General features: G+C 32.7%; 21 protein-coding genes and 4 pseudogenes. 16 read left to right on the forward strand and 9 right to left on the reverse strand.

Annotated features, from left to right (window positions below; all coding sequences use genetic code 11):
* The first annotated feature begins 59 nt into the window (after positions 1-59).
* The 9 genes and pseudogenes from VJY32_RS11000 to VJY32_RS11040 all read left to right on the forward strand — a co-directional run bounded on the left by VJY32_RS11000 (position 60) and on the right by VJY32_RS11040 (position 6,428).
* Positions 60-485 (forward strand): SRPBCC family protein, encoded by a 426-nt coding sequence (locus tag VJY32_RS11000; RefSeq protein ID WP_353677964.1) that lies wholly within the window; start codon positions 60-62, stop codon positions 483-485.
* Complete coding sequence (locus VJY32_RS11005; RefSeq protein WP_353677965.1) at positions 469-855, forward strand: YybH family protein; 387 nt, start codon at positions 469-471, stop codon at positions 853-855. The genes VJY32_RS11000 and VJY32_RS11005 overlap by 17 nt, the downstream gene beginning before the upstream one ends.
* Before the next feature lie 17 nt (positions 856-872).
* Positions 873-1,418 (forward strand): VOC family protein, encoded by a 546-nt coding sequence (locus tag VJY32_RS11010; RefSeq protein ID WP_353677966.1) that lies wholly within the window; start codon positions 873-875, stop codon positions 1,416-1,418.
* A gap of 265 nt (positions 1,419-1,683) precedes the next feature.
* A pseudogene (locus VJY32_RS11015) lies at positions 1,684-1,860 on the forward strand (DUF2867 domain-containing protein); the annotation flags it as partial.
* Positions 1,861-2,903: 1,043 nt separating this feature from the next.
* Positions 2,904-3,140: a TFIIB-type zinc ribbon-containing protein gene (locus tag VJY32_RS11020; protein WP_353677967.1), complete on the forward strand. Its 237-nt coding sequence runs from the start codon at positions 2,904-2,906 to the stop codon at positions 3,138-3,140.
* Between the two features lie 238 nt (positions 3,141-3,378).
* Entirely contained in the window at positions 3,379-4,287 is a 909-nt protein-coding gene (locus VJY32_RS11025; RefSeq protein ID WP_353677968.1) for an ABC transporter ATP-binding protein, read from the forward strand.
* Positions 4,288-4,289: 2 nt separating this feature from the next.
* The gene (locus VJY32_RS11030; RefSeq protein WP_353677969.1) at positions 4,290-5,474 is read left to right on the forward strand and encodes an ABC transporter permease; all 1,185 of its coding nucleotides are present in this window, start codon (positions 4,290-4,292) and stop codon (positions 5,472-5,474) included.
* Positions 5,475-5,677: 203 nt separating this feature from the next.
* Positions 5,678-6,298, forward strand: a pseudogene (locus tag VJY32_RS11035) (ThaI family type II restriction endonuclease).
* Positions 6,288-6,428 (forward strand): hypothetical protein, encoded by a 141-nt coding sequence (locus VJY32_RS11040; protein ID WP_353677970.1) that lies wholly within the window; start codon positions 6,288-6,290, stop codon positions 6,426-6,428. The pseudogene VJY32_RS11035 and the gene VJY32_RS11040 overlap by 11 nt, the downstream one beginning before the upstream one ends.
* Positions 6,429-6,595: 167 nt before the next feature.
* Here VJY32_RS11040 and VJY32_RS14320 read toward each other — a convergent pair.
* A pseudogene (locus VJY32_RS14320) lies at positions 6,596-6,906 on the reverse strand (transposase); the annotation flags it as partial.
* 221 nt (positions 6,907-7,127) lie between these two features.
* Here VJY32_RS14320 and VJY32_RS11045 point away from each other — a divergent pair.
* The 7 genes and pseudogenes from VJY32_RS11045 (at position 7,128) to VJY32_RS11075 (ending at position 10,982) form a co-directional block, all read left to right on the forward strand.
* Entirely contained in the window at positions 7,128-7,862 is a 735-nt protein-coding gene (locus tag VJY32_RS11045) for a hypothetical protein (RefSeq protein WP_353677971.1), read from the forward strand.
* A 269-nt stretch (positions 7,863-8,131) separates the two neighbouring features.
* Positions 8,132-8,314 (forward strand): hypothetical protein, encoded by a 183-nt coding sequence (locus VJY32_RS11050; protein ID WP_353677972.1) that lies wholly within the window; start codon positions 8,132-8,134, stop codon positions 8,312-8,314.
* Positions 8,315-8,326: 12 nt separating this feature from the next.
* Positions 8,327-8,467, forward strand: a pseudogene (locus tag VJY32_RS11055) (HRDC domain-containing protein); the annotation flags it as partial.
* A gap of 54 nt (positions 8,468-8,521) precedes the next feature.
* Positions 8,522-8,884: a VOC family protein gene (locus VJY32_RS11060; RefSeq protein ID WP_353677973.1), complete on the forward strand. Its 363-nt coding sequence runs from the start codon at positions 8,522-8,524 to the stop codon at positions 8,882-8,884.
* A 193-nt stretch (positions 8,885-9,077) separates the two neighbouring features.
* On the forward strand, positions 9,078-9,746 hold the full coding sequence (locus VJY32_RS11065; RefSeq protein WP_353677974.1) for a cysteine hydrolase family protein: 669 nt from the start codon (positions 9,078-9,080) through the stop codon (positions 9,744-9,746).
* Positions 9,747-10,062: 316 nt separating this feature from the next.
* Positions 10,063-10,458, forward strand: a complete 396-nt coding sequence (locus VJY32_RS11070; protein ID WP_353677975.1) for a hypothetical protein — start codon at positions 10,063-10,065, stop codon at positions 10,456-10,458.
* A 170-nt stretch (positions 10,459-10,628) separates the two neighbouring features.
* Entirely contained in the window at positions 10,629-10,982 is a 354-nt protein-coding gene (locus tag VJY32_RS11075; protein ID WP_353677976.1) for an SH3 domain-containing protein, read from the forward strand.
* 418 nt (positions 10,983-11,400) lie between these two features.
* On the opposite strand, the gene VJY32_RS11080 is transcribed toward VJY32_RS11075, so the two are convergent.
* The 8 genes from VJY32_RS11080 to VJY32_RS11115 form a co-directional block, all read right to left on the reverse strand.
* On the reverse strand, positions 11,401-12,441 hold the full coding sequence (locus tag VJY32_RS11080) for a uroporphyrinogen decarboxylase family protein (RefSeq protein WP_353677977.1): 1,041 nt from the start codon (positions 12,439-12,441) through the stop codon (positions 11,401-11,403).
* Between the two features lie 151 nt (positions 12,442-12,592).
* Positions 12,593-13,972, reverse strand: a complete 1,380-nt coding sequence (locus VJY32_RS11085; RefSeq protein WP_353677978.1) for a DUF362 domain-containing protein — start codon at positions 13,970-13,972, stop codon at positions 12,593-12,595.
* 32 nt (positions 13,973-14,004) lie between these two features.
* Positions 14,005-16,125, reverse strand: coding sequence for a glycoside hydrolase family 65 (locus VJY32_RS11090; protein WP_353677979.1), 2,121 nt, complete (start codon positions 16,123-16,125; stop codon positions 14,005-14,007).
* A gap of 4 nt (positions 16,126-16,129) precedes the next feature.
* The gene (locus VJY32_RS11095) at positions 16,130-17,293 is read right to left on the reverse strand and encodes an SMP-30/gluconolactonase/LRE family protein (RefSeq protein ID WP_353677980.1); all 1,164 of its coding nucleotides are present in this window, start codon (positions 17,291-17,293) and stop codon (positions 16,130-16,132) included.
* 35 nt (positions 17,294-17,328) lie between these two features.
* Positions 17,329-19,587, reverse strand: coding sequence for a T9SS type A sorting domain-containing protein (locus tag VJY32_RS11100; RefSeq protein ID WP_353677981.1), 2,259 nt, complete (start codon positions 19,585-19,587; stop codon positions 17,329-17,331).
* Positions 19,588-19,613: 26 nt separating this feature from the next.
* Entirely contained in the window at positions 19,614-20,645 is a 1,032-nt protein-coding gene (locus tag VJY32_RS11105; RefSeq protein WP_353677982.1) for a uroporphyrinogen decarboxylase family protein, read from the reverse strand.
* A 1,038-nt stretch (positions 20,646-21,683) separates the two neighbouring features.
* Positions 21,684-22,409 carry a vitamin B12 dependent-methionine synthase activation domain-containing protein gene (locus VJY32_RS11110; RefSeq protein ID WP_353677983.1) on the reverse strand — a complete coding sequence of 242 codons (726 nt, stop codon included), beginning with the start codon at positions 22,407-22,409 and terminating at the stop codon, positions 21,684-21,686.
* Positions 22,406-23,293 carry a homocysteine S-methyltransferase family protein gene (locus VJY32_RS11115; protein WP_353677984.1) on the reverse strand — a complete coding sequence of 296 codons (888 nt, stop codon included), beginning with the start codon at positions 23,291-23,293 and terminating at the stop codon, positions 22,406-22,408. Before VJY32_RS11115 ends, VJY32_RS11110 begins: the two co-directional genes overlap by 4 nt.
* Positions 23,294-23,788: the final 495 nt, after the last annotated feature.

Raw genomic sequence — 23,788 nt, forward strand, 5'->3', positions numbered from 1 at the left:
AACGTTATAGGCTATGTTAGAACAACAACACACAACAAAATAACAATCGGAGAAGTACTATGGCACGAGAAAAAATAAAAGTTAAAACAACTATTTCAGCTGACAGACAAAAAGTATGGGATTATTACACAAAACCCGAGCACATTACAAAATGGAACTTTGCCGACCCAAGTTGGCACTGCCCCTCTGCCTCAAACGATATGCGGGTGGGTGGTAAATATTCCGCAAGAATGGAAGCCAAAGACGGTAGTTTTGGTTTTGACTTTGAGGCTGTTTATACAGAAATCAATGAAGGACAAAATTTTACCTACGAATTTGGCGGACGATTGGCAACAATTGATTTTAAAGAAGCGAACGGACAAACAGAAGTAACCGTAACTTTTGACCCTGAAACTGAAAACCCAATAGAAATGCAGCAACAGGGATGGCAAGCCATACTCAACAACTTTAAAAAATACACTGAAACTGATGGACAGGGATACTAAAGAAATCGAATCTGTTATTGACTATTGGGTGAAATCCATACAACAAAAAAATATGGAGGGAATTCTTCAAAACCACTCCCCCGACATTTTGATGTTTGATGTACCTGTTCCCTTGCAATCCAAAGGCTTGAAAGAATACAGGAAAACCTGGAAATTATTTTTCCAATACAGCAGCGAAGGAAAAAACTCATTCCAATTGGAAGAATTTCAAATTACGACAAGCGACACCGTAGCTTTTTGTACCGCACTGATAAAACTGTCCAATAGCCCTAAGCCACAATGCAGGCTTACCATCGGACTTAAGAAAATCAATAATCAATGGATGATTGTGCATGAACATCATTCCGCACCACATGAACTAAGTGAATAACTAAAAAGGTAAATACTATGCAAAAATCAATCACCACTTGTTTGACATTCTCGAAAAATGCCGAAGAAGCAATTCGCTTTTATGTTGATATTTTCAACCAAGCTTTTGGCTCATCAAAAGGCGAATCAAAAATTCTTAAAATCACTCACTTTGGAGAAGAAGAATTGAAAGATTTGCAGAATGTGCCAGATGTTCCCAAAGACATGATGCCCGGACCGGTTGGTTCAGTTAAAACCATTCGCTTTTTACTGAACGGACAAGAATTTATTGCCGTAAATGGCGGTGGTTATTTTGGAAAGTTTCACGAAAGCATGTCGCTTTATGTAAGCTGCGACAATCAAAAACAAATTGATATTTTATATGATTCACTTGCTGTTGATGGAGAATTACAACCCTGCGGTTGGGTAAAAGACCGTTTCGGTGTTTCATGGCAAATTACACCCAACTTCTTGTGGGACATGGACGAAGATGATGATAAAATCCGTTCTCAAAAAGTGATGAAAGCCCTCTATGGTATGAACAAAATCGACATTGAAAAAATTAATGAAGTGTGGAACTCATAATACACATTTGACAGACAGCAAAACAAATTGAAAAGAAAAACAACGAACTGGCAACAGCGGTTTGGTGTAATGGTGGGTGCAGGGGTTAATTGAACATTCTACCTCGCATCAACTTTTGTGGTATGTTGACAGTTTTGAGCTCCGAAATCCGCCACTTAGTAAAGCATCAAACCGTTAACCAATAAAATTCTTTCTCTACTCCTCATCAATTATCTTACTAAACATTGAATATAACTCATAGCTTTTCGCCTTTATTAAAACATTTCAAACCGCAACATTCCGTCCAAAAGGATTACTTGGAAGATTATACTTATATTCAGTCCTACCATTTCACTTTTTTGTGTTTGATGGAATGGCGGAAAGGATGCGAGATACAAACCATGAGAGTAAGAAAATTTTTAGATTTTTACTTGGAAACTTTAACCATCACATTATAGGATAGAAAATTAATGCATTGTATGTTGAAGAAAATAATTTTATGAATTCTATCACATATGTAAGGAAAAAATATTAAAAGAGATAAAAATCTTCTTATTAGAGAAGAATTGTTAGAAGGTACACCACTTAATTATGCACCAAAAAACGAATTAGGCGTTATATTTCTATTGGCATACCTTATAAAAAGTACAGACTTGTTAATAAGGTCAAAAATGCCATAGCAGGATGAAAAAAAATTAAAGATTATATGCGTTCTATTCGTAGAATTTGTTCACTTAAAGCTTCAATATTTTTCGAAAACCTAAAGCTATATAAGATACTTAAGATTGCATATTTTGTTCGAAGCGGTATGCAAGGCCGACCAAAAGCCACCAAATATTAGCCATATTCGTATAGCATGATTGTCCAAAAAAATCCCAGTGAGAAAAGAGAACTACAAAAGTATGCAATTGAAAGATTATAAATATCAGCAAACATAAAAGTTTAACAAAGTATATATTACTACTTGCCTTTTGTATTCCTATTGAGCACTTGTGCCAATTAGAATTTCAAAAAATAAACTTTTAGAAAGAATACAGAATTCTTTTTGACTTTTGTTCGAAACAACAAATGTATTAATTCTGATTTCTATTTATTTGAAAAACTTTATCTAATTGAGTTGTATGTTAAAATCCGTTGATAAAGGTAATAATCAAAAAGTTAAATTCTTTAATTAAACAAATCAAAAAATTTTTTTGTAGCCTTAGGACCAATATTTTTTTAAGGAATTTGTGAGCCATTCTTTTTTTAATAAAGAGCGGATAATTTTATTATTTTATTTCGATTTAGAATCTTTAAGAACTTTAATATTTAGATGATTATTCAATTTTCTACCGAATATTCTAAAATTTCTTTAGATTTGACTTGAGATTTTCTAATATCGAGGCTGATTATTATCAATCATTGTTCTTTTAGTTTATTGAAACTCTATCATAATTTTAGTCAAAGATTAATAACCTCAAAAGATTATAGAACTGAAAGAAATTAAATAAAAGAAAGGGTAAAACTATGAAATGTCCAAACTGTGGAGTTAACCTTGTAATGACGGAAAGAAAAGGGATTGAAATTGATTATTGTCCCGATTGTCGTGGAGTTTGGCTTGACCGTGGAGAACTTGATAAAATAATTGAACGTTCTTTGCAGGATTTTAAAGATGATTATAACGAAATAAAAAGATATCCATCAGATAAAGACTATTACTACAAGAAAAAGAAAGGATTTCTGGGAGATTTGTTTGATTTTTAAAAATACTTTAACTGCTACAACTTTTAATTGATGGTATGATTTTCAAATATTCAAGTAGAACAAAAGTTGAAAAATCAAAGGCACTTTTTTAGCTAACCAGGATTTTGGTTGTGTGCGAATGTTGGTAACCTAGTTCAAATATTTTATGTTCTTAGTCATAATAGATACCAATTCATTACTGTCTATGTTGTAATTGGTAAGTGTTAAAAACAAAAACTTTTTTTCTATGCAAAACACTGTGCTAAGAGTAAAATCATTAAGCAAAAGTTTCTCTAGTGTTAAAGCACTTAACAATATCTCATTTTCGATTAATCAAGGGGATATATTCGCTTTTCTAGGACCTAATGGTGCGGGCAAAACAACAACATTAAGAATTTTGCTTGACATCATTAAAGCTGATGATGGTCAGATTGAGTGGAATTTAGACGGAAATACACAGTGCTTACCTAAAGCCAATCAGATTGGATATCTTCCAGAAGAAAGAGGTCTTTATCTTGATATACCCATTATAAAGTCATTAGTTTATCTTGCTTCAATCAGAGGTATGGATAAAACAGAAGCAAAAAAATCTGCTCTTGAATGGTTAGAAAGGCTTGGTCTTGCTGATAGAGCCAAAGAAAAGTTACAAGTTCTTTCGAAAGGTAACCAACAAAAAATTCAGTTTATAGCTTCCATTCTCCATAAGCCGATTTTTGCTATTCTCGATGAACCATTTTCCGGATTGGATCCTTTGAATCAGGAGTTGTTCATTGAATTCATTAGAGAAATTAATAATCAGGGAACGACAATTTTATTAAGTGCCCATCAGATGCAATTGGTTGAGAAAATAGCCAACAAAATTTTTCTGATAAACAAGGGCGAAGAATTATACAATGGAAGCTTGTCAGAAATTTACAAAACTTTTGAGAATAAGAAGATCATCGAATTACATTATAAATCACCTTTGAATGAAAACTCATTGAAGAATTTTAAGGAGGCAGAAAATATAGATGTTATCGAAAATTCAATAGTGAAACTTACTTTTGGACAAAACTCTGATTTGAAAACTGTACTATCAAACCTTGCACAGTTAGAGGGAGATTTTGATATCAACATTCATAAACCCGATTTGCATGATATATTTCTTTACTTTGTAAAAAACCATTAGTTATGAATTACATAAAACAAATAATAACGGTAACCCGGTGGGAATATAGTCGCTTCTTTAAACCCAAAAACGAAGCAATCGGATTAATAATAATGCTGCTTCTTTCGGCTGCATTATATTTTGGTGGAAAATACGCCCTTTCTGAAAGTATTCCTGAAATAAATGTATTTGTACTTAATGATAACAATGGAACTTTAACAGAAATTTTAAAAAATAATTTTACGGTTCGACAGCTTGCGTCCAGCGAGAAAGATATTTTTATCAAAGGATTAAACGAGAATAAAAACAATGTTTTGCTCGATATAAAAAATGGTACAATAGAGCTTTATGCTTATAAAAACAACAAGGATATAAAGAAGCTTAAGACATATCTTGATATTTATCATCAACAGATTGAAATGCAAAAGTTAGGTTTAAGTGCTGAACAGCTAGCTTCTGTGTTATCGCCCGCATCAACCAAAGAAACATTCATTATTAAGGACAATTCAAGTAACAGATTAATTCTCTCTTACTTTTTTGCCGGTTTAATGATATTGGCTGTGTTTCTTAGTTTTGCTTATCAGTTTACCGCAATAACCGGCGAGAAACAACTTAGAATAACCGAGCAGATTGTATCAGCTATTAGTCCGCAAGTTTGGATGGATGGAAAAATTCTGGGAATTACACTAACCGGAATCTCTTCTATGATAACTTATTCTTTATTATTTATTTTGGGTGGAATAATATATTTTCAATTTACAGGAGCTTCTGTTTTAACAATACTTGAGTACCTGCATTTTCCATCAATAGCTTTGTTTTTACCTTTTGCCTTAATTGGCGTATTAATTTGGAATGCGATACTTGCTGCCATAGCTTCTGTTATTACTGACCCAAATAATTCAAGTAAAAGTTCACTTATGATGTTGCCCGCGGTTTTTGTGATGGCATCTTTTTTGGTAACCCGAGACCCTGATAGTGGTTTATCAGTTTTTCTTTCCTGGTTTCCATTGACATCTGCTACCTCAATGCCAATGCGATGGGCAATAACAGAAGTTGGAATCTGGCAATTGATAGGTTCATTTTTGATATTGCTTTTAACTTTTTATCTGCTTCGAAAAATTGCGGCAAAGATTTTCAGAGTATCTATTTTGCTCACAGGAAAAGAACCAAGTTGGAGCGAAGTATATAAATTTGTAAAGATGAAATGAAAAAGCACGAAACGCTAACCACGTGTATATGTAATTAAAAGGTATTAGTGGGAATTCAAGTGTTGTGGCCCGCTCAAACTTTCGTGTCGGTAGCCAGGAAATTACACCGCAATCCCTTACGGCACAACACTCGATTGTTATACGCAATTTCGCCTACAAAAGAATGGAGGAATAAAAAGTGTCTACACGTTTAATAGAAATATATGAAGACAGAAAGGCTTGTTGAGAAGATAAAAAGACGTTTACCCTATTTGTTCCAACTTGCAGAAGTAGAAAATTCAAGAGCAGGCAAAACAGGAATGGAGGTTGGCTCAATTCGAGAAAGGATAATCGTAGCTTTGCTTGTTTATAAATTTGGCAAAGTAAATGTTGAAACTGAGATTCCTATAACCGAACCAGAAGTAGAAGCAAAATAATTTGGAGAATCAGTATCCATTAAGACAATAACAGGTAAGAGTTTCGGTGGCGTTAAATTGATATGGACGGTTGATGCTCAGAAAACGAAAGAATTTAATGAAAGCTATTATCCTCATTGTGATATTCTGCTTGTTCAAATCAACTGGAATGACGCTGTAGGATTTTATTACATCCCATTGGATGCCCAAAAGAGGCTTTTTGATAGAATGGGCAGACAAAATTATATCAAACTTCCAAAACCCGGAACAAATCCTAGAGGTGTTGAAATTACTAAAGAGGCATTATCGAGTTTGACGAGAGATGGTGAGTCAAAGAGTATTCCAGTAAACTGGCTAAGAACGGATATAGAGTTTAATTCCTATAAAAGATGGGTTGAGTTGTGGAGGGAGGACTTAAATGGAATTTAATCGAAGAAAAAATGGTACGAAAACAAGTACTTTTGGTTCTCCAGGAAGAATCAATCATGATTCAAGTCCTTTTTATACAAGCAGACTATACGAAGGATTGCCTAAGGAAGAGTCAATCAAATATGTATAAAACCCTATCCCCTCTGAATTCCTGGATAAAATCTTTTGCAAAACAAGTGAAAAAATGGATGAATTACCAGATAACAGCATTCATCTAATTGTTACTTCGCCGCCATACAACGTATGAAAGGAGTATGATGAGAACCTTACTTTAAACGATTACAGGGAATTTTTGAAATTAGTTCTTCTGTGAACCTCTCTAAACATTCTATCTATTGGTGGTGTTGTATTAATTAAATGATAAAGTTGAACATCTAAAGAGAATTTAGTTTTTATTAATTCACCATTCTTTAAAACTCTGAGAACCTCAGGTTCCTTGTTTTTATATTTATTTATAAACTATTTCCTCCTAGCCAAATACTCTTGGTAACTTAATGACTTAAAAACTTTTGAGGCATCATTTAGTATCTCTGATTTTTTCTCCTTATTGCTAATTACATTTTTTATGTTCTGCAATTTATGAAAATACAATCTTGCTGTTTAACTCTGCGTTTATTTGTGTTATTAGTTCCATGGACATTTAACCTATTCCAAAGGAATGGATTCCCAATTTTTGTTTTTACAAATTTATGAGGGTAAATGCCTCTTTATTTTATTAATCTTATACAGTTTTTAGAACGCTGCTATCAAATCTTAATCAGAATTTAATTTGAAGTTTAGTAACATATTTTTTAGTTTTATTGCAAAGTGAAATAAAAAATAGAATATAATGAAAAACTTTATTTTTGTTCTAGCCTTATTATTTATTATTACCGCCTGTGATAAAAATGAAAATTCTCCAACAGAACCCGGGCAGGACTCAAATATCACGCCGCAAATACAATCAATTTTATTTACAGGGCCATCAAAAACAAATACAGATCCAACATTTCACGCTCAAGCAGCATCTTCTTTTGCAACCAGCTTTAATTCAATGTTTCTGTTTGCTTCTTCATTTAGTATGACTCCCGCACAAAAAAACGGAAATATCTGGAAATGGGTTATTCAACAAGTTAATTTAACAATTACAGTAGAAACCGAAAAAAAGAGTGACGGAAGTTATAACTGGAAATGTACTTACAATGGTACAGATAATTATGGAAATCAATTTAATAATTGGGTTGTATGGAAAGGCATTGTAAGTGCTGATGGAAAAACTGGTAACTGGGAGTTTTATGATTCGGATAGTAAAACAATAGAAAATAAATTTTCTTATGCTGTAGATTCTCAGGGTAAAAAGACCGGCACAATAGAATACTATAATAATGGTAAGGTGATTCAAAGAATAATATTAATAAACAATCCTGATGGGAGTGGTTCTTTGGATCTTTATGAAGAGTACACCAGTGGAATAACAAGTGGTTTATACAAATCAATGCACATTGAATGGAAAGCAGATGGTTCAGGAAGCTGGCAGGAATTTGATGAAAAAGGTTTTGTATCAGATAGCGGTAGCTGGACATAAGATCTTGTATATATGTAATCAGATACTTATTACTTCTATCCCGGAACAAAATATTTAGATTATCGCTGGATCAAATTACTATTGATATGTCTAAAGTAAACAGCTGTGCGTCATTGTATCGGACGACTAAAAAATCGTCTGCGATACGACTGACGAGTTGCGATAAATTTTATAAAATTGGACTTATGAAAGTAAAAGTTTTTCATATAAGACTGACAAAAGAGAACTTTCAAACTGACCCAGACAACTTAAACAACTTCTTGGACAGTGTGACAGTTAAGAAAACTACAACCGAACTCATGAACGGACAACCTAACTTTTGGTCAATACTAGTTTTCTACGAAGACCAAGAAACTGAGAAAGATGAAATAACATCAGTCAAAATCTCAATTACAGACGAGAACGAACTAACAGACGAAGAAAAAAGAATTTTTGCAACATTAAAACAGTGAAGACAAGACAAAGCAACTAATCTAAACATACCAAACTTTATGATTTGCAACAACACAGAATTAATGACAATTTCAAAAGTAAAACCACAGACATTGGATGAACTTTCAAAAATCAAAGGTTTTTTTTGGACAGAAAATCGCAAGATTTGGTGACGACATTTTAGCAGTATTAAATTCAATTTAAAAATCAACGAAATGGAAAGTAAAATGTCATTACAAGGAATTGATACAATAATTGTACGAGTTTCTAACATAGAAATATCTAAGAAGTGGTATCAAGAAAAATTAGACCTCAAACCAATTTGGGACGACCCTAATTTAAAACTCGTAGTTTTTGATACCGGTAGTCCGACAAGTTTGACCATTTGGCAAACAGAAAAAATCATTCAAAACAATCCCGACACTTCTTCTTATCCAATATTCAAAACACTTGATGCAAATACTGCAAATCAAGAATTAAAGGAAAAGGGTATAAAAGTTGGGGAAGTTATTGATGACGGTTTTGTGAATTATTTTTTCTTCTACGACCCAGATGGAAATATTCTTGAAGCGTGCCAAGTTCACGAATAGAAAGACAAGAACAACGAACGCATAACAGCGGTTTGACGTAATGGCGGGTGCAGTGCTTCGTATGACAGTTTTGTGGTAGGTTCAAGTGAAGTTCTTTGATTGAACTTTCGTGCTAAAAATCCCCCACTACGCCAAGCTGCAACCGTTTAGGCGAAACTGTTGCAACAGATAAATCAAATTACAGGATTACTAGATGAAATCAAATTCATTCACAAAGGAAGAGGTTCTTGCCCTTGCGAAGAAGGCCTATGATGAGGGCAATGCACATTTTGAGATTGATCCGAGCAAATGTGCCCTGCTCGTGATCGATATGCAAGATGAGTTTGTGAAACCAGAATGGACTCCGTACTGGGTGCCAGAGGCAACCGAGCAGGTCCCTCGCATCAAGACCCTTATCGATCACTGCAGATTGAAGAGTATTCCAATCATATTCACCTCCTTTGCCAATACACATCATTACCTTGATCGTCCAAAGACTGGCGCTTCGATGCCAAATCGTTATCATCTACTTGACAAAGGCGACCCGTCGTGGTTCAAAGAAGGAAAAATATGGCACGAATTGGCACCAATGCAGAATGACATCGTCATCCACAAACCGTCGTATGGTGCCTTCTATGACACACCCTTGGAAACCATTCTCAAAAATCTCCAAAAGGATACGGTGATCATATCCGGTACACTGACGAACTTTTGTTGTGGTACTACTGCTCGCCAAGCGTATGAACGAGGATTCAAAGTCATCTTTGGTAGTGATGTCACGGCGACAGACGATCCATCCTTGCAGGAACCTGAGTTGAAAGTCCTTCGCAAGGGGTACGCAAAGGTTTTATCGTTGTCCCAAATCATCGAAGGATTGAAATGACGCATCAGCTTTGCATTACAACCAAAAGTACGACGCTCCCTTTACTGATAGAGAATTATTGTGGTCGCTCAACACAGTTTGCCGCGAGGAAGAATTGGTTGTTTGATAGAGGCAAACTGTGCTGCGTGCTTTTATTAAACGTTATCCACAATTTTAAAGAAAACTCGAAAATATTGATATTGCAAGACTAATTTTGGATTCTATAATCATTTTATTAGGACTCTATTTGATTTTAATCAAAAGCTATTATTCCGAAAAAGGGAAAAATCTTGCGACATAGGAAGATATTAAAGAGATTACGGATAAAATAGAATCTGTGAAATTAGATTATCTTAGGAGAATCGAGGAATATAAAAAAGAATTAAATATTAAATATGAACTTGAAAAAACGCTGATTAACAGTAAAGTGAAAGCATACCAAATTGCAACTGCTTTGAAAGAAACTATTATCAGAAGAAAGAGCAATTTGGGAATTGAGAAAGACCAAATGCAAGAAATTTTCAAAAATATTCCCGAACTATTAATTCATTTGAATTCTCAAGTTCATTTGAAAAATATGTTTCAAGAAGAGATAAAGGCGATGCAGGAAAGTTATAATGGAATAGTTTCCTATATTGAGCAACTTCGAACTTCGGGGACAAAAACATATGTTATTAATCTTGACACAATAGATTCAAATCTCGAAAAAATTCAAGAAAAATTGCTTCAATAAAAAGCTGTGGCTAACAAACGCTACAGCAAATGCGGGTTTGCGTGTTCGTTGAAACATTTGAAATATTTACATACATTTGTGTTGGCAGACAGTTGAGCAACAATTTAATCCCGCACTTGCCATAGCGTCAACCGTTAGGTAAAATCCATTACCGATAGAAGGGTTTATGTATGAAATATACCGTTATTAAAAGATACAAAAGCAATTATTCAGACCCAATTACTATAAAAAAGGGCGAGAAAATTAAATTAGGTAAAAAATATGATGGGCCAGAAGATTGGCCAAACTGGTTATACTGTTATAAGTTAAACTCATCACAAGAAGGATGGGTCCCAGAACAGATTATTAGGAAAACAGGTGAATATGGAATAGTAGAAAAAGATTATACTGCCAAGGAATTAGATGTTGAAGAAGGAGAGCAAGTAGATGGGACTAGGGAAATAAATGGCTGGATATGGTGTAGAAGGGATAAGAATTACGAAGAAGGTTGGGTACCTAAAAGTAATCTGATAAAAAATGAATGAGCGACTTCGGCTAACTTCAGATTTGCGTCATTTCTGACGGGATTCGCAAATCCCTTCGGGACTTCGCAAACCAGAGTCACGTTAACTATTAAAAATTTATTCTCTTCATCTCATCAACAATCTTATTAAACATTGCCCCAGGGCGCATCATTCTTCTTCCTGAATTAAAACATTTCAAATAGCAAACTTTTGTTACAAATGTTATGAAGTATAAAACATAAAATTATCAAACAACATATGTGTTAAGCTCAGAATTATTGCCAGAAAAAAAATTTCTAATGAGCATCAATAGAAAAAAGTCGAGCTAAATTGTTTTTAAGTAACACGATAAGTTATTTTTTACCATATAAATCTTACAATTCTTTTACTGTCTGTTCAAATTAACTACTTTGAAAAATTTAGACTTCCCATTAACAATTTATTTGATTTTGTAACTCCGCCCAGTTTCCATAAATGCTTTTATATTTTCTATTGGAACTTCCTGAGGCAAATCACACCCTGTGCTTAAAATAAAATTGGAATATGGTCCCATCTTAATTAGTAAATCTTTAACTTCATTTTTAACATCTTCAGGTTTGCCATTTAATATTTTGCCAGTTGGACAAATATTTCCAATAACAATTACATCATCTGGAATTTTATTAATTGCAGAAACTAAATCCACATTAGCTTCTTCTGAATCGAGACTTAGAGCATTTACATCAGCTTCGCACATTTTTTCGATTAAATGCATTGAATTCCCACATATATGATATACAACCGATATTGGAGTATCATCACATAATTTACTTATTCTTCTTACATATTTTTTTGAAAAATTGTCAAAAGCATCTGGACTCAACATAACTGCACTTGGTTCTAAAACACAAATAATTTGTGCCCCTGCTGAAATTAATAGTCTTACATAATCAAGTATTTTTTCGATTACGACTTCACAAACTAAAGTAAGAAATTCAGGATTAGTAATTGAATAAGTAGCAGCATTCGTTGCACCTAATAAAAGACCGGCTAAAGTGTAAGGGCCGGTTACATAAGCTCCTCTCAATATTTCTTTTGGCAGATAAATGTTCATCAACTTTACTGTTTCTACATAACCTAATAATCTTGTGTCATATCTAATGTCAACATCTTTTATCTTTTCTAAATCATCAATTGTAAAATCTTCATTAACTACTGTAGCGGATTCATTAACTGGAAAAATCGTATACCTCCCCAAAGCATTTGCTTCAACAGATAAATCCATTAATGGAAAAACAGCATCCAGGTGAAAAGCATCAACATTAGCTTTAATGACTTTAAAATGTTCATAATAATTTTGTTGAGCAAGTTTAATTGTTGAATTTACCAATTTTAATCCAGGAAAGCCTACAAGAGGAGCAACAAGCCTACGCTTATTTTGATGTGCATATTTTAGTGCTTGTAAAAGAATTTTTTCTTCTTTGTGAATTGAAGTCAACATAGTTTTTACTAGATTAATTTGACATATTTTATTAAGTCAATTATCAATTAAAATTTATTATTAAGTAAAATTTCTATTCAACTATTTATATCAGCATCTTTGAAACATTAACACTAAAAACAGTTAGATAATTTGGCGGCATTTACCTTACTCATTTCATATAAATCATTTTCTTTGCATCAGTAAAATTATCGGTAATAATTCTATAAATATAAATTCCAGAGGTTAATCCATCTGCATCAAAAACAACTTCATGATAACCTGCAGGAATTTGTTTGTTAATTATTGTTTTTATTTCCCTTCCTGTAACATCATAGATTTTCAAAGTAACAAAATCATTTTTAGGCAAATAAAAATTAATTCTGGTTGATGGATTAAATGGATTTGGGAAATTCTGTAAAAGTTGATATTCATCTGGTAAAGTGATACTAATCTCATTTACAGAGGTAATTAAATCTTTCCCATCACCTACAATTTCAATTTCAGAAAGATTGTTAATTCCAAATCCTTTTTGATTTAACATATAAAGATGATTATCGCATTCACCTCCTCCTGGCAATTGTAATTTTGGTTTAGAAGGGTCGCGTCCCATTATATAAGCACCAACACTATCAGTGGCTACGCAGTCTTTTCCCGCAATTAAAACATTATACTGTGCTGGTTGAAATGTTGGATTCCAAACACCTTCACCACCAATTGCGTTTTTAATTCCATCAATAACAGAAAGATGGATTGGTTGAGCTAAAAGTAAATCACATATTGATTTTGGTAAATGAGTATTAGAAGGTCCACCCTCTTGATGTAAAGCACCTCTTCTTGAACTATCATTTGGTAAAGTATAAAGTTGTTTTGGTACAATTCCAACATGATTTTTTATTGATCCAGTATAGCCTGCTTCGTAATGATGTTTTAATTTGGGGATAGAAACAAATAAATCAACTTCATCAAGGATTTTGTTGAATTTAAATGAACTATAATAAAATTTATCATTACCAACAGATTTTTCAATAAAATCTGAATAAGGCTCTGGTTTATTTAAGTCAATAAAATTCACTCCAAGATTATTTTGAATATCTTTATAACCAAAGTTATTAAATGATGCATCATCCCATAAAGCTTCTACTATAAATATATCTTTTGGATTTACACCACTGTCAATTATTAATTCTAAAGTAGCACGCATAACTTCTGGATGAGTCCACATTGCTTCCCTAATATCAACGCCTTTTAACTTTGAACTAAAAGCTGATCCAGAACCACCAGTAAGATTTATTTTTACAGCAACCCTTTTACCATTTTTGAACAAATCATTAATACCGCCAATCTGTTCAAATAAAAACTGAACTTTTTGTTTGACATAATTTCTGTCATAATTATTTGCTTTTGTAATAGCAACTTTTGTTTTGAATTCATATAGAGACTCAGCAAACAATTTTTTTGGTGAAATATATGGCGATAGCATCAACCCAGTCGACGCAATACCAATTGATTTAATAAAATTTCTTCTGGTAAAACCTTTTTGGTTCTTCATTTTATTCTCCCTTTTAGTTAATAATTTTTTAATCAGGGCAATGACTTAATACCATCTACTTTTATTTTCCATTTTCCATTTTTTGGGAAACCGGGTGCAGCAATTTTTGGCGCACCATCCCAGCCAGCTGCCATCATTGCAACTGCAGTCAACAAACCTCCATTGCCGGGTAAATAAATTGGCAGTCTTTCATCCTGATAATTATGACCATTTATTAAATAAGTATTCTTTTTCACATTCATTAACAAAGCATCAACAGCTAATTCAGGTTCACCAATTCTTGCTGCTGTCATTGCAATCATTGGATAATCCCAGCCCCAGGTTTTTTCCCAATTCCAGTATTCTAAAACTTTTTTTAGCGTGTTGCGCATTATATCTTTATCAATATTGTCATTTGGTATCATTCCAAAAGCAGCTAATAATGTTGGATGATCATTTCTGTGATATTCATCTTCAAAAGTATTCATTGCGTTTTCTGCATTTTGATACAAACTATTTTTTACCGGCAGCTTTGACAGATTCTCAATTATATGTTCCCAATTTTCATTTTTGCCAAGTCCTAATCGTTCTCTCCATTTTTGTGCTGTCTTTAATCCAAAGGACCAATACGATAACTCAAAAGTTGGATTAATTGTCACTTCTGGTTTATAAATTTCTTGAGCTGGAATTAAAGGAGGACCTAAAACATATCTTTTATTTTTTTCATCCCATATTGCATATGAAGAAAGAAATTCTGCAGTTTCAAAAACAATATTTTTATATTTATAAAGAATTGAATCATCTTGATGATACTGATATAAAAGTTCAGCAAAATAAATTGGATGAGGCTGCTGCCAGATTAAAAACACACCAACCTTAGAAGGATTTTCTCTTCCATCAATTGAAACCATTTTAGGCCATCGTGCACCTTTATAACCTTGTAGTTCTGCATTTTGTTTTGCACTCGGTAAAATTTTTTCATACCAGTTTAATTTTTTCTCTAAAAATTCTGGGTGTCCCCACAACACAAAATGAACCAAATGCCACCAGCTCATTTCAAGATGAAATTTTCCATACCAGCTGTTAAAAGTCAGTCCAGTTTCTTGTGGCGGATAATCTCCTCCGCATTGGATTGCAGTTAAATATCTTGATAAAACAATTCTTCGCTCTAATTCAAAAGCACGAGGGTCACTGCATTTTGAAAAATCTATTGTACCTCCAGTCATCCAGAAATTCTTCCAGTGATTTCTTGATAATTCAAATACTTCATCAGGATTAAGCAATTTTCCTTTAATACTGTCCGAAGAAAATTTCACAGAAAATTCAAATTCATTTTCATCTTTTATTGAAAGCAAAAAATGATGTTTGGATTTTTGTTCAAATACAGCATTTTTATTCCATTGAATTGCAACATAATATTTAGTTGTATCAATTGTTCTTTTTAACAATACATAATTTTTGTTCATCAGAATAATTTCTGAAAAATGCTTATTAGGACTTTCCCAATCAGAAGCATTTTTACCCCATGCTCCAGAACCATATGGGAACATAAATTTTACAGCAATTCTTTTCTCATTCAATAAATTGGATTTAATACGAACTGCAATCTGGTCTATTTGAGGATGACACGCTGTTTCAATAAAGACATTTTTATCATTAACATCAAAAGAACTTTTAATTATTCCTTCCCATATGTTTTCTTCTTGATGAATATTTTTTACATCTGATAATTTTATTTCTGTTGAATCCAAATTTAAAATTCGAAGTCCAATTCTCCCTAAATTAATCCTATGCGGATTAGCTCTTAACCATTCTCCTGCAGATGAATTTTGTTTTGATGCATAAGGAACTTTTCTGCCATAAGTCTCATAATATTCGAATGTATCTTCCAACTTGTAATTAAATTCATTTGGGAAAGAATGCCAGCCCCACTCGGATTGAGTGCACAGAGGGATTCCATTTTCATAATAATCAGAAAATGTTTGTAAGCCTGTAAAATCAACTGTAAAGGTAAACTTGCCGTTTCCAACTGAAAATGGAGAAAGTGAATCTGCTTTCGTAATTACTGGGATATGCCGATGCACGAGAGCATATCTATCAATTTTATCAGATTGACTTTTTGTTTCTGTTAATGTGACTAAAAGAAACAACAATATTATTGTATGTTTAATCATATAATTATCTAATCAAAATCATTTTCTTAGTTTCAGAATATTTATTGTTCGCTGAAAGTTGATAAAAATAAACTCCGCTGGATAGATTTTCAGCATTAAAAGAAACACGATAAGTATTAGCACTTTGATATTCATTTATGAGTGTTTGAACTTTTCGTCCTAATTCATCAAATAAAATTAATTTTACAAAAGCTGGTTCTTTTATTGAGTATGAAATTATTGTTTCATTATTGAAAGGATTAGGATAATTATAATTAAGCTGGAAAGATTTTGAATCTAATTTTTCTTCTTCTTGAATATCTGTATAAATATTTTTTACACGATAAACTGCATTGCCAGAAGTTACAAACAAAGTTCTTCCATCTTCACCGAAGCAGCAGTTTGTTGTTTGACCAGGAATAGGAATTGTATCAACTACAGTTCCCTCAGGACTAAAAACCCATATACCAATTGGTCCGGCTTCAAATATAAATCCATATTTATCTACTTTCATACCATCTGCATAACCTTGAGGAGCCATGCTGGCAAATCTTTTTTTATTCGCTATTGTTGAATCAGAAATTACATCCCATACATAAATGATGCGCGCTTCTGAATCACTTACATATAATTTTTTTTCATCAGGTGAAAATGCAATTCCATTAGGTCTAAATAGAGACTTATCCAGTAATTGCAAATTACCCGACACACTAATTCTATAGATTCCATAAAAGCGAAGTTCTTCCTGGCTTGAATTAATTCCATAAGGAGGGTCGGTAAAGAATATTGAGCCATCAGATTTAACAGCAATATCATTTGGGCTGTTTAATCTTTTCCCGTCGTAATGAGTTGCAAGTGGTGTTAATGTTCCATTTTTTTCTAATCTTGCAACCTGCCGCAATCCATGTTGAGCTAATAAAAGATTTCCATTTTTATCTAAAGCCAATCCATTAGAATTTCCTGAAGGTTTTAAAAAAACTGAAATACCCGAATCAGGTTTCCATCGATAAATTGTATTTGCCGGAATATCACTGAAATATAATGCACCATCTTTCCAAACGGGTCCTTCTACAAATTGAAATCCATCTGCAATCTTTTCTACAATAATACCTTTCGTATTGATGCTTTGACTGAATAACTGATTGATGAATAAAAATAATACCATCAAAAATAATTTTATTGATCTCATAATAATTATCCTCTCCTGAAAATTGATAGTTTAACTTAACGAATTAAAATCATTTTTTTAGTTGCAATGAAGTTATTATCAGCATTCAATGTATAAAAATAAACACCGCTTGATAAATGACTTGCATTAAAAATGGCTTCATGTCTCCCAGGATTTTGATGTTGATTTATTAGAGTTACTACTTCTCGGCCAAGTACATCATAGACTTTTAATGTTACAAAACTTGCTTTCGATAATTCATAAGTAATTTTTGTTGATGGATTAAATGGATTAGGATAATTCTGATATAATACAAATTCTTTTGGAATAAAATTATTTTCTTCAACATCAACTGTTCCATTTGTGTCGACCTTTGCATAGCTTATTCCATCATACCATGTGCGAGTTAAATCACCAGTTAATGTATTTGTTGTCCCGGTTCTAATTGCGTTATCATCAATGTAGATATAAAAAGAAAGGTCATCATTAATTACAATTCTTCCAACATAAGCTTGATAGAGAAAATAATTTGATTGATTGGCAGTTAAAGGCACCTCATAATCATTTTCGTCAACAGATTGACAAGCTATGTGTCGATAAGTCTGCATATTATCTAATGATAATCCAGATTTAATTCTCCAATCAGCAGAAGGATTAGCCCAGAAGTTCACCCAGATATCATAAGTTCCATTTTCAGGAACTGTAATTTTTGTTTTAATGACTGGAGCATTTTCACCTCTTATTTCTGAGGAAGTAAAAATTGTATTATTATTTCCATAACCTGTTCTAAGATGCCATTTATTATCTGCAGCTCCTGAATTTGAATCTGGACCAGTTATCACAATAGGAGAACCATCTTCTAAAAATGTATTTACGATCGATGCATCTATATAATTCTTTTTAGAAATTTTTTCATTTTTTCTTTCAATTATCCCAACTACAGCGGCATCATAACTTTGAGCTGAAGTATATGTACCACGACACCACAGCAATGCAACGTTATCTTTGTTCCAGGAAGGAACGATTGGACGAATATTATCACGGGTCGAATTTTGTGTAATTGGTTCCCATGACCATGTAGTTCCATTGTCAATAGTCACACCTTTAAAAATTTCACGAACATTTAATTTTACTGTAGTATCGCGGGGATCATAAGGTGTAGAAATATAAATTGTATTAGGGTCGTTTGGAGATAAAGCACCTAATCCAACATAATCAGCTTCGGATGCATAAAATTTCAAACCAGCTTTTGTTAAAAAAGTATAAGACCACTTCTGCCCATCATAACGACAATAGATAAAAGCATGTTCTGGATTAACATTATTATCTGGATAACCAAAACTTTCACTTTGGTTCATTCTTGCAGTTATAATTGCTGCAATTGTGCCATCATCATACCTCATCAAATCCGATTGCCAGCAGCGATAAAAAGTATTATTCCCAATTTTGGTCCCGTTACTAAATACTTTTGTAAAATGCCAGTATGCTGGAATAAAAGTAGTATCGTAAATATCATCATCTACTTGAGTTCCATCAGACTTGAAGGCTTTCCCATTTTTTATATATCCATGATAAATACTTGTAAGAGTATCCCTTGGATGTTGTTCTGTAAAAATAAAATCAATTCTATCAATTCCATTGCTCCAATATTTATAATATCCTTTGTTGTAAGAATTACTCGAATTAGTAGTTAATTGACCGCCAAAAGTCCATGTATCTCCTTGATCATCAGAAACAATAAAATTAGGACTGCGATGATTTGCTCTTGAAAAATTATACATTCTTTTTTCTGCAGAAAGATAATAAAGATTGTTATATGCAATTGTATAATCTGTTCCGCCAGGTCTTTTAGTCCAATCATAAGCTAATTGAGGTGACCATGATATACCATCAAAAATTCTGTAACGATTTTTGTATTTATCATAATGGTCAGAAAACATTGCGATATACTTACCATCGGGACGAATTAAAAATGCAGGAGCATTATGGTCGTCGTTGCTTAATTTACCAAGTTCATAACGATTTAATAAACGAGTTTTAATATCAAAAATTACAGCTTCGATTAGACCGCTTCTTGATGAACCGTCAAATCCATTTAGATTTGCAACACTGCCAAGAATTAATTTACTATTTATTGTGTCCACAATACATCTTTCATCCTGAAACCAGCACCAGAGACCATTATCATTAAACAGGATTAGATTGCCATAAACAATATCTTTTTTTGTTTGCGCAAATAAGCATATATGAACCATTATCAGAAATAAAGTCGATGCAAAAAATATTTTTTGTAGATTATAATAAGAAGTTTTCATGGAAATTTTCCCGGAACATTTTCTAATTATTTTATATTCTTAACTGTCTCAATAAACGTAAGTATATTATCAGTAGTAACTCCTGGAGGCATACCACCACCACAAGATAAAATTATTCTTGACTTGTCTTTTAATGAATTAATTAAATTAACTACTGCATTGCTTACATCTTCTTGAGAACCATTTGCTAAAACATCTCTTGGAGGAATGTTGCCAACAAGTGTAACTTTATTTTGAGTAAGTTCTTTTAATTCGTTTAATGAAACATCAAAACCCATATTGAAAAGATTTACACCCATTTCTGGAAGATACGGTGCAGAAATTCTGCATGGGGCATCATTGTGTAAAAATTTAACCGAAACATTTTCATTAAATAATTCTTTGAAATAAGGAAGACCAAATTCTTTGAACTCATTTTCACCCATAAAACCAATTATATCATCAAGAAGGAAAATTCCATCAATAGAGAGAAAAGTTTCCATTTGAAGCTGGAGCCAATCCTTTAAATAATCAGTTATTTTTCTGAGTAATAAATGTGTTTTATCTGGCTGCATCATCATTGTTGTAAGAAATTCAGTTGAACCCATTAAATAACTTGCAATATTAAGAGGGCCGCGTGCAACAGCAAAACGAATTTTGTGTCCAGCATCTTCAATTCTTGGCAGCATAATCTTCAATCGATTCAGCATAAAAGGCAATAATCCATCAGTTTTAGGATTTGGCTGTTCGAGTGAATCAATATCATCAACTGAACGAATGATTTTGTGAGCAAATGGGAATTCATCAGGCGGGAAAGTACATTTTACACCAAATGCAGATGGTTCTGTACACATACCAAATTCGGACCAGAACCCTGGTAAAAAAATTACATCGGGGAAATTATTAATTGCTTTTAAATTTGCTTTGAACCAGAGCTCTTCACTCGAAAAATATTCGATTATTTTGATACCAAACCAATTCGGAAGCCATGGACTATCAATAATAAATGCCATAGGCAATGGTTGCAAAACTTCTCCGTTAATTACTTTTTTTAATTTTTCCCATTGTTGGTCAGTCATTTTTTTACTCCTGTTAATTATTTAGTTTATTTATTCATCAAAATAGAATGCTTCCACTCATTTCTACAAACAATATCTGATGAAAAACAAAAAATTGCTTTTGTATAGAGCCTAAAGTTTAGAAAACAAATTAAAACTCTGCGATTCAATGTAATACTTTACATTTTTTACAATTTATTATTTGAACTCACCCTTATTCCATCTCTTAAAAAGAGAGGAACTTAATCTCTCCTTCTATTTCAAGAGAAAAGGTCAGGTGGAGAGTAATCTTATTTTAATAAGAGCATTTTGCTTACAAAAGATTTTATTCACTACCAAAAATTTTATGAAAGATTCTTTCCCACCAATTGCTAGGCCAGAATGTCTTCTTTATTTTTTTGATTGTCATTCTGAGGAGTCTGCCAAATGGTGGACGAAGAATCTAAAATGAATTCATAATTTCAAAGAACTTTATTTGCTCTTTTCTTTATATTTAATCATTGTTATTAACTCTCCCTATAGTCCATCTCTAAGAAAGAGAGGGACTTATCATGTTCTTATGCCTTTATCTTCTTAAGAGAAGCTCGGCAGACCTCATCTGGCTCTGACGAGAGTTGGGTTGAGTTATACTAATTATAACATAATCTCTTTGTTATGAATATTTTTTGTGTATTTCTTTTATTGTTATTCTAGGTCTGCCATTTGGCAGAAGAAGAATCTCATGCCAATTTTTCGTTTTAAAGAGATTCTTCATTACGCTTCGCTCCATTCAGAATGACTGTATTATTCTTTCATGTCATTCTGAGGAGACCGCCAAATGGCGGTCGACGAAGAATCTAAAATGATTTTATAATTTCAAAGAGCTTTATTTGTTTTTTTCTTTATTTAATCATTGTAACAAAATCACCCTAATTCCCCTTCTTAAAAAGAGAGGGACTTTAATTTCCCATTCTCTTTTTAAGAGAAAAGATTAGGTATTAAGTTATCTAATTTTTTTGCAAAAAATTTTTATTCGTCATAAAAACCCATAATAAAAATTTCCCATTTCGCTTTGAGCGATTATGTTATTTTTTTCTTAGCCTTCATCTTAATTCTATACGTACAATCTTTTACACCGCATTTATCACATAGATATTCTTTCCACTTTGCATTTTTACCAATTCCAATTATTCCACTAATTGATTTTATTGGAATCATTAATGCTGAATCGGTTAATTTTATTCCGCAAAAATTTTCAGGCAAAAGTGAAAAGAGTTTATGTTGTTCAGAAACAGACCAATTACAATAGCCGGGACTGTAGCGATTCGTAACATTTAAGCCCTGATTTTTCATTTTTTCTTTCAGGTAGTCATGTAGTAAATCAGCAACATTTTCAGCTGCTTCTGATGCAGTAATATCTACCAGATAGCTTAAAAGAATTTCTCCTTTATCATTTAATTCTTTAATCCAATTTTCAATTTCCCTACCAATGGTCAAAACAAATATTGCAACTTTCTCAATATTGTTTAATTGGGATTTAACAATTCTATCAGTCTTAAAGAAAATATCAGAGATTATTATTCCATCTTCACTTCTTGCAGGTTTATAATCAAAAATTTTATAACCTGTTTTTATTTGAAATTTCTTTTTCAATTCACCAATTATATCATCAAGCAATTTTTCAAATTCTTCAGGGAAATTATTGTAACCAATAATTTCAACAATATTATTTTTCTTTATAGAAATTAATTTTGGATTTATTAAAAGTTCAAAAGTATCGTTGTCTATTTCTTTCTCAATAATCATCCAAGATTCCTGATTACATTTGCAATAGCTGAAATATGGGTTGGAGTAGTTCCACAGCATCCACCAATTATATTAGCCCCGCTATCGATTAAAAGCTGAACTCTCGATGCCATATATTCTGGTGTTTCAGGAAAGATTGTAATTCCATCTTTATAAATTGGTTTCCCTGCATTAGCATGAACAAGAATTGGAATTGAAGAATCAACGCTTCTAATTTCTTTAACAATTTCAATCATCTGGTCAAAGCCATTCCCACAATTTGTGCCGATAATATCAGCTCCTACTTCTTTTATAATTTTTGTCATCTGTGTGGGAGTAATTCCCATCATAGTTTTGAATTCACCTGATAGAGTTTTTTCAAAAGTAAATGTGCATATAACTATTAAATTAGTAGTATCTTTCGCTGCTTTAATTGCAATTTTTGCTTCATCGATGTCCGTCATAGTCTCAATTAAAATTGCATCGGCACCACCTCTCATGAGTGCCTCAGCTTGGATAGCGAATCCTTCATATAGTTCAGATTCAGAAACTTCTCCCATCATTAACAAAATCCCAGTTGGACCAATTGAACCAAGAACATAATGATTATCTCCAGCAGCTTTTCTTGAAATTAATGCAGCTTTATAATTTAATTCACTGGCTCTGCTATCTAATCCATAATGTTTCAATTTTGTTGGACTACCTCCAAAGCTGTTTGTTAAAATTATGTCTGCTCCAGCGTCAATATAACTTTTAGCAATTGCATAAACATCGTCTTCGTGAGTTACATTCCAGAGTTCTGGGCATTCACCAGGTTGAAGCCCTCTTCTTTGAAGAAGTGTCCCCCAGGCTCCATCAGAAATTAAAATTTTCCCTTTAGATACAACATCAGTTAATGACTCCATAAATTATTTCCTTTTAGCATCCTGAGTTTTTATTCTATTTTTTTATAGTTTCAAAAAATTTAGAACATGAGTGAAGATTCTTAATTTCAAAGAACTTTATTTGCTCTTTTCTTTATATTTAATCATTGTTATGAACTCTCCCTATAGTCCATCTCTAAGAAAGAGAGGGACTTTAATTTATCAGAATCATTTTTATTTTTTTCATTATCATATAAGTCAACTAAATGTTGACCAGTCTTAAAAATAAATTCTATATTTCTAAGAATAACTGTGTTAAACTTCCTAATTTGTTATTCTGAAGAGTCTCACCAATAGGTGGACTACGAAGAATCTAATTCCATTTTTTGTCTTAATGAGATTCTTCATCATCGCTTCGCTCCATTCAGAATGACTGTATTTTTCTTTCATGTCATTCTGAGGAGTCCGCCAAATGGTAAACGACGAAGAATCTAATTCCATTTTTTGTCTTAATGAGATTCTTCATCATCGCTTCGC

It is taken from the genome of Rosettibacter primus (assembly GCF_036860675.1).
GTDB lineage: Bacteria > Bacteroidota > Ignavibacteria > Ignavibacteriales > Melioribacteraceae > Rosettibacter > Rosettibacter primus.